Genomic DNA, 12,768 nt, shown 5'->3' with positions numbered 1-12,768 from the left:
CGTCCCGTTAGGCCGAACGAGCGTCATCCAACCTCGTGAATGCGGCGGGCGGAAGCACGCGGCCGTCCCCGGCGTTGGCTAGGGTGGACCGGTCACGGGACAGGTTCCAGCTCGGCCTTCTGAGCTGCGAGGACAGGCGAAAAAGGGGACGAGGCACGCGATGGCGATGACGGCCGCGGTCAAGGACGAGCTGAGCCGCCTGGCGGTGACCAAGCCCTGCTGCCGCAAGGCCGAGGTGGCGTCGGTCTTCCGCTACGGGGGCTCGCTGCACATCGTCGGCGGCCGGATCGCGATCGAGGCCGAGCTCGACACCGGGGCCGCGGCCCGGCGGCTGCGCAAGGACATCTGGGAGGTCTACTCGCACCGCGCCGACCTGGTCATCCAGTCGCCCGGCGGCCTGCGCCGCGGGCACCGCTACCAGCTGCGGGTGACCGCCGGCGGGGAGGCGATGGCCCGGCAGATCGGCATGGTCGACGGCCAGGGCCGCCCGGCCTTCGGGCTGCCGCCGTACCTGGTGAACGGCCCGCTGTGCGACTGCGAGGCGGTGTGGCGCGGCGCGTTCCTGGCGCACGGCAGCCTCACCGAGCCCGGCCGCAGCTCGGCGCTGGAGATCACGTGCCCGAACATGGAGTCGGCGATCGCCCTGGCCGGGGCCGCGCGCCGGCTCGGCATCCCCGGCGCCAAGCACCGCGAGGTGCGCGGCAGCGACCGCGTGGTGATCCGGGACGGCGACGCGATCAGCGCGCTGCTCACCCGGCTCGGCGCGCACGAGTCGGTGCTGGCCTGGGAGGAGCGCCGGATGCGGCGCGAGGTGCGGGCCACCGCCAACCGGCTGGCCAACTTCGACGACGCCAACCTGCGCCGCAGCGCCCGCGCCGCGGTGGCCGCCGGCGCCCGCGTCTCCCGGGCCCTGGAGATCCTCGGCGAGGAGGCGCCGGAGCACCTGGCCGCCGCCGGCCGGCTGCGCCTGGACCACAAGCAGGCGTCGCTGGAGGAGCTGGGCACCCTCGCCGACCCGCCGCTGACCAAGGACGCCATCGCCGGCCGGATCCGGCGGCTGCTGGCGATGGCCGACCGCCGGGCGTTCGAGCTGGGCATCGACGGGACCGACGTGCCGGTCGGCCCGGTCGGCCCGGGTGCGGCGGCGGCCGCGGCGGCCGACAAGGCGGCGCACGGCGCCTACGCCGCACCGACGAGCCAGGCGGGTCATCAGGCCGACCAGGCCGCGCCGGCCCAGCCGGCGAGCCAGGCCACTCAAGCCCTTCCAGCCACTCAGGTCACGCAAGCCACTCAGGTCACACAAGCCGCTCAGACCACACGCCCCGCCCAGCTCGGCGCGTTGCCGACGCCTTCGGCCGCCGTGTCCCACGCGGCGCCCCCGTCGGCCCCGCAGGCCCCGACCGGACCGCGGTCCGGTTCCGCCTGGCCGGCCGCCGCGGGCCCCGCGGCGACGGTCCCCGCGCAGGCCGGTGCCGGTGCGGCGGAATCCGTCGCGGCCCGCCCGGAAGCGCTACCCGCGAGTACGGATTCTGCGATCGTCTCGCAGGTCGGGCCGGGTGCGCTGAGTTCCCCGGGTTCACGATAGGCTCGTGATCGTGCGCGGTCCGGTTCTCGCATCGCGCCTGGTATGCGTCGACTCTCGACCGGGTGTGCACAAGGCGCCCGGCAACCTGAAGGGAGCCCTGCGACAGTGACCGTCCGGGTAGGCATCAACGGATTCGGCCGCATCGGCCGCAACTTCTTCCACGCGATCGTCGCCTCCGGTGCTGACGTCGAGGTCGTGGGGATCAACGACCTCGCTGCCGCCCCGATCCTGGCGCACTTCCTGAAGTACGACTCGATCCTGGGCCGCTTCGACGGCACCATCGAGGCCAAGGACGGCGAGCTCGTCGTCAACGGCAAGGCCATCAAGGTGGTCTCCGAGCGCGACCCCGCGGCCCTGCCGTGGAAGGAGCTCGGCGTGGACGTGGTCGTGGAGTCCACCGGCCTGTTCACCAACGCCGACGACGCGCGCAAGCACATCGAGGCGGGCGCGAAGAAGGTCGTCATCTCGGCGCCGGCGACCAACGAGGACGTCACCGTCGTCATGGGCGTCAACCAGGACAAGTACGACGCCGCGAACCACCACGTGATCTCGAACGCGTCCTGCACCACCAACTGCCTGGCCCCGCTGGTCAAGGTGCTGCTCGACGAGTTCGGCATCGAGCGCGGCTTCATGACCACGACGCACGCGTACACCACCGAGCAGCAGCTGCTGGACCAGATCGCGCTGACCCGCAAGGGCACCATCGACCTGCGCCGCGCCCGCTCGGCCCCGCAGTCGATCATCCCCACCTCCACCGGTGCGGCCAAGGCCATCGGCCTGGTCATCCCGGAGGTCAAGGGCAAGCTCGACGGTTTCGCGATGCGCGTGCCGGTGCCCACCGGCTCGGTCACCGACCTGACCGTGGACCTGGGTCGCGAGGCGACCAAGGAAGAGATCAACGCCGCCTTCAAGAAGGCCGCGGAGTCCGGTGCGCTCAAGGGCTTCCTGAAGTACACCGAGGACGAGATCGTCTCCCGCGACATCGTCACCGACCCGCACTCCTGCATCTTCGACAGCAAGCTGACGATGGCCAACGGCAACCAGGTCAAGGTCGTCGGCTGGTACGACAACGAGTGGGGCTACTCCAACCGCCTCGTCGACCTCGTGACGTTCGTCGGCGCCTCGCTGTAAGACGTCCCGTGCCCGCACGAGATCCCTGGTCACAGGGCTCTCGTGCGGGCTTTCTCGTGAAAAGAGAAGGATCCATGAAGACCCTCGACGACCTCGACGTCGCCGGCAAGAAGGTCCTGCTGCGCTCGGACCTGAACGTCCCGCTGGACGGGGACCGCATCACCGACGACGGCCGGATCCGGGCCTCGGTGCCCACTGTCAACGCGCTGCTGGACAAGGGTGCGAAGGTGATCGTCGCCGCGCACCTGGGCCGCCCCAAGGGCGAGCCGGACCCGAAGTACAGCCTGGCCCCGGTCGCCGAGCGCCTCGGCGAGCTGCTGGACGTGCCGGTCACGTTCGCGGCCGACACCGTCGGCGAGTCGGCGCGGGCCGCCGTCGCCGCCATGCCGGAGCGCTCGGTGGTGCTGCTGGAGAACGTCCGCTTCAACGCCGGCGAGACCAGCAAGGACGACGCCGCCCGCGGCGCCTTCGCCGACCAGCTCGCGGCCCTGGCCGACGTGTACGTCTCCGACGGCTTCGGCGCCGTGCACCGCAAGCACGCCAGTGTCTACGACATCGCCAAGCGGCTCCCGTCCGGCGCCGGCCTGCTGATCCAGGCCGAGGTCACGGTGCTGAAGAAGCTGACCGAGGACGTCGAGCGGCCGTACGCGGTGGTGCTCGGCGGCTCGAAGGTCTCCGACAAACTCGCGGTCATCGCGAACCTGCTGGAGAAGGCCGACAGCATCCTGGTCGGCGGCGGCATGGTCTTCACCTTCCTCAAGGCCCAGGGCTTCGAGGTCGGCCGGTCCCTGCTGGAGGAGGACCAGATCGAGACCGTGCGCGGCTACCTGCGGCGCGCGGCCGAGCGCGGCGTGGAGTTCGTGCTGCCGGTGGACGTGGTCGCGGCCACCGAGTTCTCGGCGAGCGCCGACCACGCGGTGGTCCCGGCCTCGCAGATCCCGGCCGACCGGCTGGGCCTGGACATCGGCCCGGAGTCCGGCAAGCTGTTCGCGAACAAGCTCGCCACCGCCAAGACCGTGTTCTGGAACGGCCCGATGGGCGTGTTCGAGATGGAGCCGTACGCCGGCGGCACCCGCGCGGTGGCGCAGGGCCTGATCGACTCCGGGGCGTTCACCGTGGTCGGCGGCGGCGACTCGGCGGCGGCGGTGCGGCTGCTGGGCTTCGACGAGGCCTCGTTCGGCCACATCTCCACCGGCGGCGGCGCCAGCCTGGAGTACCTGGAGGGCAAGACCCTGCCGGGTCTGGCCGTGCTCGAGGAAGGGAACTGAGCATGACTGAGCGCAAGCCTTTGATGGCCGGCAACTGGAAGATGAACCTCAACCACTTCGAGGCGATGAAGCACGTCCAGGAGCTGGCGTTCTCGCTGAACGACAAGGACTTCGACGCCGTCGACGTCGCGGTGCTGGTGCCGTTCACCGACCTCCGCTCGGTCCAGACCCTGGTGCAGGGTGACAAGCTGCGCATCCGGTACGGCGCGCAGGACGTCTCCGAGCACGCCTCGGGCGCCTACACCGGCGACATCTCGGCGGCGATGCTGGGCAAGCTGGACTGCGCCTACGTGGTGGTCGGCCACTCCGAGCGCCGCCAGTACCACGGCGAGACCGACGCGCTGGTGGCCGCCAAGGCCCTGGCGGCCCTCAAGCACGGCATCACGCCGATCGTCTGCGTCGGGGAGCACCTGGACGTCCGCAAGTCCGGCGAGCACGTCGCGCACTGCGTCGAGCAGACCCGCGGCTCGCTGGCCGGGCTGTCCGCGGACCAGGTCAAGGCCTCGGTCATCGCCTACGAGCCGGTCTGGGCGATCGGCACCGGCGAGGTCGCGACCCCCGAGGACGCGCAGGAGGTGTGCGCGGCCATCCGCGCCGAGCTGGCCTCGCTGTTCGACGAGAGCGTGGCGGCCGCCACGAAGATCCTCTACGGCGGGTCGGTGAAGGGCGCCAACGCCGCCGAGCTGATGGCGCAGGCCGACATCGACGGCGCGCTGGTCGGCGGGGCCTCACTGGACGCGGCGGACTTCACCCGCATCATCCGTTACCGGGATGCGGCGGTCGCGGCTAGCTGACCACGGGCTTGTTTGCGTAAGGTATGGGGCGGGGTGCTCTGGCGCCCCGTCCCTGTCGTCTCCCGATCAAGCGAGTGGACCGCCGAAGTGACTCTTTACCAGTGGATCGTCGCGGGCATCCTGGTCGTGACCAGCCTGCTCCTCATCATGTCCGTGCTTCTGCACAAGGGCAAGGGCGGCGGTTTGTCCGACATGTTCGGCGGCGGCGTCTCCGGCGGCCTGTCCGGCTCGTCGGTGGTCGAGCGGAACCTGGACCGGATCAGCATCGTGCTGTCGATCATCTGGATCTCCTGCATCGTGGCGCTGAGCCTGATGTACAAGCACTCGATCTGAGCGCCGCACGACGCACATCCCCAGCACGTCGGAGCGCCCGGCCGGAGATTCTCCGGCCGGGCGCTCCGTTTTCTCCGGGCGCTGACAACCTCCGCGCCCGGCCCGGTCCACTCACCGGTGAGGAGGGACCGATGAGACAGGCCGATGAGGCGGAGTTCCACGACTTCGTCGTCGCCCGCTGGCCCCGGCTGGTGCGCACCGCGTACCTGCTGACCGGGGACCGGCACCACGCCGAGGACCTGGCGCAGAGCGCGCTGACGCAGGTCTACCAGGGCTGGGGCCGGGTGCGGGCGGCGGAGCACCCGGACGCGTACGTCCACCGCATCCTGGTGCGCTGCAACGCCGGGCGCTTCCGGAAACGGCGGGTGAGCGAGGTGCTCACCGAGTCGCCGGCGGAGTCCGCCGACGGCGGACTCCCGGACGCCGGGGAGCAGGTGGAACAGCGGCGGGCGCTGGTGGCCGCACTGCAGGACCTGCCGCGCAAGCAGCGGGCGATCGTCGTCCTGCGCTTCTGGTCCGACTTGTCCGAACGGGACACCGCCGACGCGGTCGGCTGCTCCGTCGGAACCGTGAAGAGCCAGACGCACCGGGCGCTGGCCCGGCTCCGGGAGCATCCGGCGCTGGCCGGAGCGGAGGCCGGCCATGTCGCGTGAGAGTGGGGTACGGAGGGAGGAGATCGTGATCGATCTGGCGCCGCGGCTGGCCGAAGCCGCCGAGGACCTGGAAGTGGGTGTACCGCCGCTGCCCGCGATCGTCGCGGGCGGACGGGCCCGCAGGCGGCGCCGGGCGGCCGGCGCGACGGCGCTCGGCGCGGTGACCGCCGGGGCCGTCGTCGCGGTCGGGCTGGCGCAGCTCGGCGGCGGGGGAGCCGCGAAGCCCGCGGTGGTGCCGCCGGGGGGTGTCGTGGCGCCGACGACACCGGTTCCGGCCCCTGCCGCCGGCCCCGGCACGGCCGCCGACCCGTTCCGGGGCGCCTACGGCACCTGGGACCTGGCCAGCGGGGAGCTCGGCGGCGCCACGTGGCACTTCACGCGGATGATCAGGCCGGGCACCGACGATGCCACGGACGGCTCCTGTTCCCAGTACCCGCTGGTCGACGACACGTACGTCGAGACCGGCAAGGGGGAGACGGCCCGGACCAGCCACAGCTTCGCCTGTGCCGGGCCGGGGGGCGAGGATCCGCCGTGGAAGCACACGACGCAGTTCGCCGCCGGCCCACTGGCGGGCCTGCAGACCGTCGACCTCGGTGCCAAGGGCCTCGGCAAGCCCGGTCTCCCCGGCAGCATGGTGGTCGGCCTCATCGACGAGACCCGGATCGCGCAGGTCCGGATGGTGTTCTCCGACGGCCGTCCGGCCGCCACCGCCCAGCTGGTGAAGGCGCCGGAGCCGGAGCGCGGCACGTACTTCCTCCTGGTGTTGCCGGGGCAGGCCGCCGGCCCGATCCAGCCCGGCATGCTCGAGTTCTTCGACGCCGCCGGCGACCAGGTCCCCGTGCCCACCTACCACTGAGTCCGGGCACGAAGAAGGCCGCCGTCTCCCCATCCCGAGGGAGACGGCGGCCGGCGCCGGGCCGGGGGGAGTGGCCCGGAGCTTCACGACACGTCAGCCGTTGCTGTCGGCCGGCGTCGTCGACACCGTGTACCCCTCAGACTTGTTCGCATTCATCGCGAACTCGTTCGTGAAGGTGTCGCCGAGCTTCACCGAGTCGTCGGCCTGGCCGACCAGCTTCTCGGTGTCCAGGACGATCTTCGGGCCGCCGGCCGGCATGACGCCGTCGGGCAGGAACTGGCCCTTGTCCTGGGTCAGCGCCGCGACGTAGTCGGCCTTGGTGATGATCGCGTTGTTCGTGTACTGCGGCGGCAGCGCGTCGGCGATCTCCTGCGGGGAGTGCGTGTTGATCCAGTGCATGGTGTCCACGAGGGCGTTCACCACGCGCTGGGTCTCGTCCTTGTGGCTGTTCACCCAGTCGGTGCGGGCCAGGACGCCGGCGGCGGGCCAGGCGCCGCCCAGGGCCTTCGTGGCGCCGTCGACGGTGGCCAGGTCGACGGCGGAGTAGCCGAGGTTCTGCTTCTGGATCGCGGTGACCGTCGGCTGGGTGGTCATCACGCAGGAGATGGCGCCCTTCTTCAGCGCCGCGATCGCGGTGGAGCCCGCTCCGACGCCGGTGCGGTTGTACTTGTCCTTGGCGACGCCGGCCTTGGCGGCGATCAGCTGGGTGAGGGTGTCGGTGCCCGAGCCCAGGTCGGTGACGCCCATCGTCTTGCCGGCGTAGTCGGCCCCGGCGTGCACGTTGCTGGCGGTGGCGCACATCTCGCGCTCGCCCGGCGCGCCGGAGAGCTGGACGATCGACTCCACGGCCTTGTGCTTCATCTGGAACTCGATCGTGTGGTTGTACCAGGCGCCGGCCATGTCCACCTGGCCGGAGATCATGGCCTCCTCGGCGCCGACGCCGCCGTCCTGCTCGGTGGTCAGGGTGACGTCGACGCCGTACTTCTTGTAGAAGCCGAGCTGGTCGGCGAGCTTGTACGGCAGGTAGATCTGCTTGTCGATACCGCCGACCATCAGCGACACGTGCTTGACGTCCTTGGGAGTGCCCGAGCCGCCGGAGCTGCCTGAGCTGCCCGAGCTGCCCGCGGCGGCCGGGGCGGACCCGGAGCCGGAGCCGCCGGAGCTCTTCGACGACGAACAAGCCGTCAACGCGGTGAGGGCCAGGGCGCCGGAGACGGCCAGGACCAGGGTCTTCTTCACAACGGGCACGGCGACGCCGCCTTTCTGGGGGAGGGGGATGGTTCAGACGAGGACGGACTCGGACTGCGTCTTCGGCCGCCAGGCCAGCAGCCGGCGCTCGACGCGTTCGATGACGAACTCGACGATGAGGACCAGGGCGGCGATCACGAACATGTTCGCGAACACGCCGTCCGGGTCGAAGTTGCCCTGCGCGGACTTGATCAGCAGGCCCAGGCCGTGCTGGGCGCCGAGGACCTCGCCGACCACCGCGCCGACGATGGCGAACCCGAAGGCGCTGTGCAGCGAGGCGATGATCCAGGTCATCGCCGAGGGCAGGGTCACGTGCCGGATCACGTGCCACCGGCTGGCGCCCAGCACCTTGGCGTTGTTCAGGACGTTGCGGTCCACTTCGCGCACGCCCTGGAAGGCGTTGAAGAACACGATGAAGAACACCAGGACCGCGGCCAGCAGCACCTTCGGGGTGATGCCGACGCCGAAGGCGACGACGAAGATGGCGCCGAGCACGATGCGCGGGATGGCGTTGACCACCTTGATGAACGGGTCGAGCACCTGCGCCAGGAACCGGTTCAGGCCCAGCGCGACGCCCATCACGATCCCGACCGCGGTGCCGAGCAGGAACCCGTACAGCGCCTCCTGCATCGTGGTCGCGATCTGCTGCGGGTAGGAGCCGAACTCGGTGCCGTGCTCGAAGTAGTCCCACAGCCGGTTCCAGATCCCGGAGGGCTGCGCGTAGAAGAACTTGTCGACCCAGCCGAGCGCGGTGAACAGCTGCCAGCCGCCGACGACCAGCACCGCCAGGGCGATCCGGGCCGCCCAGACCCTCATGGTGCGAGTGTTCACGCGGCCGCTCCCGCCGTGCGGGCGTACGCGCGCTCCACCTCGGCGCGCAGCGTCGACCAGATCTCGTGGTGCAACTCCAGGAAGCGGCTGCCGAACCGGATGTCCTGCACCGAGCCGCGCGGCCGCGGGATGTCGATGTCGAAGACCTGCTTCACCGCCCCGGGGGAGGAGGTCATCACCACCACCCGGTCGGCCAGCGCGATCGCCTCCTCCAGGTCGTGGGTGATGAACAGCACCGAGGGCCGCGAGGCCTCCCACAACTGGATCAGCTCGGTCGACATGATCGCCTTGGTCTGCACGTCCAGGGCGCCGAACGGCTCGTCCATCAGCAGCACCCGGGGTTCGGTGATCCAGGCCGCGGCCATCGCCACCCGCTTGCGCATGCCGCCGGACAGCTGGTGCGGGTAGCGGTCCTCGAACCCGGCCAGGCCCACGCGCCGGATCCAGTCCCGGGCCCGCTCCAGCGCGTCCTTCTTGGGGACCCGCCGGAAGATCAGGCCCAGCGCCACGTTCTGCAGCACCGTCTTCCACGGCAGCAGCGCGTCGGCCTGGAACATGAACCCGACGCCGTCGGTGATGCCCTCGACCCGCCGGCCGTCCACCGAGACCGTGCCCTCGCTGGGCCGGTCCAGGCCGGAGACCAGGGACAGCGTCGTGGACTTGCCGCAGCCGGTCGGGCCGACGACGGCGCAGAACTGCCCCGGCTCGACCGTGAACGTCACGTCGCGGATCGCGGTGAACACGTCCCCGGAGGGGGTGAGGAACCGTTTGGTGACGTCCTCGATCTCGATGGCGGTGCCGGCCATGGCATGGACTCCCTTGGTCGCCGGTGGTGTGCAGCGAAAGTAGGACCGGCCCCGCGATGACGTCGCTGTTTCGCGCACAACCCGCGTTTGCCGCGTAACCGTGCGTTTTGTGCGTTCTGCTCTCCGGCCCGGCCCTTGTCCGAGCTGCGGAGACGACACACAATCTGACGAATGCGGCGTGGTGCGGGAGGCGGTCGGCGGAAGCTGAGCAGCCAGATCCTCGTCAGCCAGGTCTCGATCCTGCTGGCGGTGGTCCTGGTGGGCTTCGCCCTGTTCGCGCGCCAGGAGCGGCACCAGCTGGACCGCCAGTACATGGACGAGGCGTTGCAGATCGCGCAGACCGTCGCCGACACCCCGGAGGTGAAGGGCTGCATCGAGTTCCCGTCCGCGGACTGCGACGGCACCCTCCAGGACATCGCGAACCGGATCCAGGACGACACCCGGACCGACTATGTCGTCATCGTCGACGCCGACCGCGTCCGGCACACCCACCCCAACCCCGGCCTGGTCGGCCGCCGGATCGAGGAGACCGCCCTGGTCACCCGGCCCGAAGTGCGGTTCGACCACGGCAGCGTCGGCGAGTCGGTGAACGGCCGGGTGCCGCTGTACAGCCGCCTGGACCCCGGCGAGCGGATCGGCCAGGTGTCCGTGGGCCGCAAGGTCACCGACGTCGCCACCATCTTCAGCGGGCAGCTGCCGATCTACGCCGCCTGGTTCGGCGTGGCGCTCGCCGTCGGCGCGCTGGCCTCCTACGTCCTGGCCCGCCGGCTCAAGACCCGCACCTTCGGCCTGGAGCTCGACGAGATCGCCCGACTGCTGCAGGAGCGGGAGGCGGTGCTGCACGGCATCCGCGAGGGCATGATCGCCTTCGACCGGGCCGGCCGCGTCACCATGGTCAACGACGAGGCGCGGCGGCTGCTGGGCCTGCCCATGTTCGGCGGCGTCGGCGGCTTCCTGGACGCCGTGGTGCCGCCGGGGCGGCTGCGGGACGTGCTCTCCGGCGAGATCGAGGGGCAGGACCAGGTGGTGCTGACCGACGACCACTACCTGACCGTGAACCGGATGCCGGTGACGCTGGCCGGACGGCCGCACGGCGCCGTGGTGACGCTGCGGGACCGCACCGAGCTGTCCGGGCTGCTGCGCGAGCTGGACAGCGTCACCAGCCTCACCGACGCGCTGCGGGCCCAGCAGCACGAGTTCTCCAACCGCATGCACACCGTCGCCGGACTGCTGGAGCTCGGGGAGACCGAGGAGGCGCTGCGCTACCTCACCGACCTGTCCGGCGCCGAGGCCGCCTTCGCCGAGTCGGTGCGGGCCCGGATCGCGCCGCCGGTGCTGGTCGGGCTGATCCTGGCCAAGGCCGCGGTCGCCGGCGAGCGCGGCGTGGAGCTGGAGCTGACCGAGGACACGTGGCTCGGCGACACCCCCGACAAGGTGCAGGCGCTGACCACGATCCTGGGCAACCTGATCGACAACGCCTTCGACGCGGTGTCCGGGCCCGGCGTCGCCGTCGGCAAGCCGGGGCGCGTGCTGGTCGGGATCGTCGAGGACGACGACGGGATCACGGTGCGCGTCGCCGACAACGGGCCCGGGATCCCGGCCGGCGCCGCCGAGATGGTGTTCACCGACGGATACACGACGAAGCCGGACACCGGATCGATGCGGCGGGGGCTGGGACTGGCGCTGGTGCACCGGCTGGTGCAGCGGCTCGGCGGGACCATCACCGCGTCCGAGGGCCCCGGTGCGGTGTTCACAGTGCGGTTGAGAGCGAGGCCGGTATGAGCGACAGCGTGCGAGTCCTCGTGGTGGACGACGACTACCGGGTCGCCAAGATCCACGCCGCCTACGTCGAGCGGACCGCCGGATTCACGGTCTGCGGGCAGGCGCACTCGGTGGAGCAGGCCCTCGCGGCGGTCGCCGAGCTGCGGCCGGACCTGGTGTTGATGGACGTCTACCTGCCGGACGGGGACGGGCTCGGGGCGATCCGCAAGCTCCTGGAGGCGCCGGAGCCCGCCGCCGGCGCGCCGCACCCGGACTTCGTGGTCATCACCGCGGCGCGCGACGTCAACACGGTGCGCACGGCCATGCAGCTGGGCGCGGTCCACTACCTGGTGAAGCCGTTCGGCTACCCGGCGATGGCCGAGAAGCTGGCGTCGTACCGGGACCTGCGGCGGCGGATCGAGACGCTGAGCGGCGCCGACGCGGACGCCGACCAGGGCGCCGTGGACGAGCTGTTCGGGCTGCTGCGGACGCCGGCGCTGCCCGCGCAGCCGGCCAAGGGGCACTCCGCGCCGACGCTGGAACTGGTGCGCAACGCGGTGCGGGCGGCCGGCGGCGACGTCTCGGCGTCCGAGGTGGCCGAGCGGGTCGGGATCTCCCGGCCGACGGCGCAGCGCTATCTCAGCTATCTGACTCGGCACGGTGTGGTCCGGTTGCAGTTGCGTTACGGTGCCACCGGGCGTCCGGAGCACCGCTACTCGCCGCTGGGCTGACCGCGCCGTGTTCGACCGCGGAGGCGGGTGAGCGCCGAACCGTTACGGGCCAAGGGCTTGCGGCCGCCCGCGGCCGGTGCCGCGCCGCCGCTGGTCGCGGCGGGAGCCGGGTCGCCGGTTGCCGCCTCGCGGACTCGCTTCGGTAACGAAACCCTGACTTCCGCCCCCTTTTGTCCGTTTATCACGGCGCCAGTGCGGCGATTTCCGGCTGGTCCTGCTGAATCGTGCATCAGCACATGCCTACACTGTCTGCACCGCATCTCCACGGGCGCTCGGGCACCTGCAGAGGCGCGGGGCGTGTAGATCGGAACCCAAGGGAGACCAGACAGTGGCAAGTGGAAACGCGATCCGAGGCAGCCGCGTCGGGGCGGGACCGATGGGGGAGGCCGAGCGCGGCGAGAGCGCCCCTCGGGTTTTCGTCTCCTTCTGGTGCGTGAACAAGCACGAGACCAAGCCCTCCTTCGCCAGCGACGCGCAGATCCCCGACACCTGGGACTGCCCGCGCTGCGGCTTCCCGGCCGGCCCGGACAAGGACAACCCGCCGGCCCGCTCCCGGACCGAGCCCTACAAGACCCACCTCGCCTACGTCCGTGAGCGCCGCTCCGCCGAGGACGGCGACCAGATCCTCGCCGAGGCCCTCGCCAAGCTCCGGGGCCAGCTCTAGCCCCGCTCCGGATCCCCCACGGATCCGGGATCCCCACGCCGCCCGGCCGGGCCCCACTCGGCCGTCGGGCGGCGATCGGACGTCCGGCCCCGGCTTCCTACGCTCTG

12 protein-coding genes and 1 pseudogene are annotated in these 12,768 nt (G+C 71.4%); 10 read left to right on the top strand and 3 right to left on the bottom strand.

What is annotated here, in order from left to right:
* Positions 1–160: 160 nt before the first annotated feature.
* The 7 genes and pseudogenes from whiA to ABD466_RS15000 form a co-directional block, all read left to right on the top strand.
* A pseudogene (gene whiA / locus ABD466_RS15030) lies at positions 161–1,111 on the top strand (DNA-binding protein WhiA); the annotation flags it as partial.
* 579 nt (positions 1,112–1,690) lie between these two features.
* Complete coding sequence (gap, locus tag ABD466_RS15025) at positions 1,691–2,716, top strand: type I glyceraldehyde-3-phosphate dehydrogenase (RefSeq protein WP_344657649.1); 1,026 nt, start codon at positions 1,691–1,693, stop codon at positions 2,714–2,716.
* A gap of 74 nt (positions 2,717–2,790) precedes the next feature.
* Positions 2,791–3,984, top strand: coding sequence for a phosphoglycerate kinase (locus ABD466_RS15020; RefSeq protein ID WP_344657648.1), 1,194 nt, complete (start codon positions 2,791–2,793; stop codon positions 3,982–3,984).
* Positions 3,985–3,986: 2 nt separating this feature from the next.
* Positions 3,987–4,778 carry a triose-phosphate isomerase gene (tpiA, locus tag ABD466_RS15015; RefSeq protein WP_344657647.1) on the top strand — a complete coding sequence of 264 codons (792 nt, stop codon included), beginning with the start codon at positions 3,987–3,989 and terminating at the stop codon, positions 4,776–4,778.
* 87 nt (positions 4,779–4,865) lie between these two features.
* The gene (gene secG, locus ABD466_RS15010; protein WP_344657646.1) at positions 4,866–5,111 is read left to right on the top strand and encodes a preprotein translocase subunit SecG; all 246 of its coding nucleotides are present in this window, start codon (positions 4,866–4,868) and stop codon (positions 5,109–5,111) included.
* A gap of 131 nt (positions 5,112–5,242) precedes the next feature.
* On the top strand, positions 5,243–5,764 hold the full coding sequence (locus ABD466_RS15005) for a SigE family RNA polymerase sigma factor (RefSeq protein WP_344657645.1): 522 nt from the start codon (positions 5,243–5,245) through the stop codon (positions 5,762–5,764).
* 25 nt (positions 5,765–5,789) lie between these two features.
* On the top strand, positions 5,790–6,620 hold the full coding sequence (locus ABD466_RS15000) for a hypothetical protein (protein ID WP_344657644.1): 831 nt from the start codon (positions 5,790–5,792) through the stop codon (positions 6,618–6,620).
* A gap of 93 nt (positions 6,621–6,713) precedes the next feature.
* Here ABD466_RS15000 and ABD466_RS14995 read toward each other — a convergent pair whose 3' ends face one another.
* From ABD466_RS14995 to ABD466_RS14985, 3 genes are read right to left on the bottom strand one after another with little or no spacing between them, the layout of a single operon-like run.
* Positions 6,714–7,868 (bottom strand): ABC transporter substrate-binding protein, encoded by a 1,155-nt coding sequence (locus ABD466_RS14995; RefSeq protein ID WP_344657643.1) that lies wholly within the window; start codon positions 7,866–7,868, stop codon positions 6,714–6,716.
* 33 nt (positions 7,869–7,901) lie between these two features.
* Positions 7,902–8,684, bottom strand: a complete 783-nt coding sequence (locus tag ABD466_RS14990; RefSeq protein ID WP_344657642.1) for an ABC transporter permease — start codon at positions 8,682–8,684, stop codon at positions 7,902–7,904.
* A gap of 11 nt (positions 8,685–8,695) precedes the next feature.
* Positions 8,696–9,505 (bottom strand): ABC transporter ATP-binding protein, encoded by an 810-nt coding sequence (locus ABD466_RS14985; RefSeq protein WP_344657641.1) that lies wholly within the window; start codon positions 9,503–9,505, stop codon positions 8,696–8,698.
* A 171-nt stretch (positions 9,506–9,676) separates the two neighbouring features.
* Here ABD466_RS14985 and ABD466_RS14980 point away from each other — a divergent pair, with 171 nt between their 5' ends.
* The 3 genes from ABD466_RS14980 to ABD466_RS14970 all read left to right on the top strand — a co-directional run bounded on the left by ABD466_RS14980 (position 9,677) and on the right by ABD466_RS14970 (position 12,661).
* Entirely contained in the window at positions 9,677–11,287 is a 1,611-nt protein-coding gene (locus ABD466_RS14980; protein ID WP_344657640.1) for an ATP-binding protein, read from the top strand.
* A complete protein-coding gene (locus ABD466_RS14975; protein ID WP_344657639.1) occupies positions 11,284–11,997 on the top strand; it encodes a response regulator transcription factor in 714 nt (237 codons plus the stop codon). Before ABD466_RS14980 ends, ABD466_RS14975 begins: the two co-directional genes overlap by 4 nt.
* Before the next feature lie 328 nt (positions 11,998–12,325).
* On the top strand, positions 12,326–12,661 hold the full coding sequence (locus tag ABD466_RS14970; protein WP_083795844.1) for an RNA polymerase-binding protein RbpA: 336 nt from the start codon (positions 12,326–12,328) through the stop codon (positions 12,659–12,661).
* Positions 12,662–12,768: the final 107 nt, after the last annotated feature.

The organism is Catenulispora subtropica (genome assembly GCF_039531675.1).
GTDB classification, from domain to species: domain Bacteria; phylum Actinomycetota; class Actinomycetes; order Streptomycetales; family Catenulisporaceae; genus Catenulispora; species Catenulispora subtropica.
The sequence above is the reverse complement of the archived record's forward strand: the minus strand, read 5'-3'. Positions and strand labels throughout refer to the sequence as shown.

Excerpts from the sequence above, each read along its gene's own strand:
- ABD466_RS14985 (WP_344657641.1), bottom strand. The coding sequence starts at position 9,505 with ATGGCCGGCACCGCCATCGAGATCGAGGACGTCACCAAACGGTTCCTC.
- ABD466_RS15020 (WP_344657648.1), top strand. The coding sequence starts at position 2,791 with ATGAAGACCCTCGACGACCTCGACGTCGCCGGCAAGAAGGTCCTGCTG.
- ABD466_RS14980 (WP_344657640.1), top strand. The coding sequence starts at position 9,677 with ATGCGGCGTGGTGCGGGAGGCGGTCGGCGGAAGCTGAGCAGCCAGATC.
- ABD466_RS14975 (WP_344657639.1), top strand. The coding sequence starts at position 11,284 with ATGAGCGACAGCGTGCGAGTCCTCGTGGTGGACGACGACTACCGGGTC.
- tpiA (WP_344657647.1), top strand. The coding sequence starts at position 3,987 with ATGACTGAGCGCAAGCCTTTGATGGCCGGCAACTGGAAGATGAACCTC.
- ABD466_RS14990 (WP_344657642.1), bottom strand. The coding sequence starts at position 8,684 with ATGAGGGTCTGGGCGGCCCGGATCGCCCTGGCGGTGCTGGTCGTCGGC.
- ABD466_RS15005 (WP_344657645.1), top strand. The coding sequence starts at position 5,243 with ATGAGACAGGCCGATGAGGCGGAGTTCCACGACTTCGTCGTCGCCCGC.